Below are 247 nucleotides of genomic sequence, written 5' to 3' on the forward strand. Positions count from 1 at the left end.
GGGTGCTGAACAGATCGGCCACTCGACCGGCCGCCAGTGCCGCGTGAATGGCCTGGCTGTACAGCCAGGCCTTGAGGGCAAAACCGATCACCGTCGAGACCAGGAATGGCACCAGCGGCAGCCGCAGCGTGCCCGCGCCGTAGTTGAGCACCGAGTGCGGAAACCCGGGCGCAAAGCGCAAAGCGCATTGAAGCAGGAAGCCTCCCTCGTGCTGCATCAGCCGGTAGCCTCGGCTGGCCTGCAGCCG

General features: G+C 66.8%; 1 protein-coding gene. It reads right to left on the bottom strand.

Features of this window, described 5'->3' with window-relative positions:
• Positions 1 to 217 (bottom strand): VTT domain-containing protein (locus tag RMP09_RS03870; protein ID WP_310564688.1); only part of this gene is annotated, 217 nt, incomplete at its 3' end.
• Positions 218 to 247 lie beyond the last annotated feature (30 nt).

The organism is Hydrogenophaga sp., assembly GCF_031426985.1.
GTDB lineage: Bacteria > Pseudomonadota > Gammaproteobacteria > Burkholderiales > Burkholderiaceae_C > Hydrogenophaga.